Source organism: Thiocapsa imhoffii, from assembly GCF_016583985.1.
Lineage (GTDB): Bacteria > Pseudomonadota > Gammaproteobacteria > Chromatiales > Chromatiaceae > Thiocapsa > Thiocapsa imhoffii.
Window position 1 is genome coordinate 1 of record NZ_NRSD01000083.1, and the last position, 685, is coordinate 685.

The following is a 685-nucleotide window of genomic DNA, read 5'->3' on the forward strand; positions in this document are numbered from 1 at the left end:
AGATGACCTTGACGGTACGTCGTAACCGCTTGGGAATACTGTTAAAAAATGCCTTGACTGCGGCTTTGGTGCGCTCGCTGAGCAGTCCGATGACCTGCAGCATGCCGTTGATATCGGAACTGATCACAACAACATCGCGATGTCCTGTCTTCAGTGCAATCTCATCGATCCCGACCACTTCGAGATTTTGAATTGGATTCCAATCGATGGTGGCACTCATCTGACGATCAAGGATGCCTTGTCACGCATTAACGTCAATGGCCTGTTTCCGGCTCAAATCTTCAAGCATGCTGTTGATCAATTCCAAACGCATCTGTTGCTCGAAAGCTGTTGTGACTGAGGCACGTGGCGTATACCATGACAGGGTTTGACTTGTCGTTGGATGCCCTTCGCAGGAGCGACATTGATCGCGCTTAGGACGTCAGATCAACAGCACTCGGTATTCGAGTCGCGGCAAATGTCGAAGTTCGATCTCATGGCCCAAACCATCAGCATGATGAATCGGCTTGCCACAACGGTGACACTGCGTTCCTTCCAGGGTACGATGAACGTCAATTCTCAACGTTTTACGTTCACCTAAAACCAACCGGTCAATCGCGAGGTCAGGAAGATTTAAAAGGGCCTGAATCGTATCCTGATCGAAAGTCATCATAACAAGCGCTCGAATGACATTTTAGCGGAGCAC

At 49.3% G+C, this 685-nt stretch carries 2 protein-coding genes; both read right to left on the reverse strand.

Going from position 1 to position 685, the window contains the following annotated elements:
* Positions 1-220: transposase (locus CKO25_RS20740; protein WP_200389838.1), on the reverse strand; the 220-nt coding region annotated here is incomplete at its 3' end.
* Between the two features lie 201 nt (positions 221-421).
* Positions 422-652 (reverse strand): hypothetical protein, encoded by a 231-nt coding sequence (locus tag CKO25_RS20745; protein WP_200389839.1) that lies wholly within the window; start codon positions 650-652, stop codon positions 422-424.
* Positions 653-685: the final 33 nt, after the last annotated feature.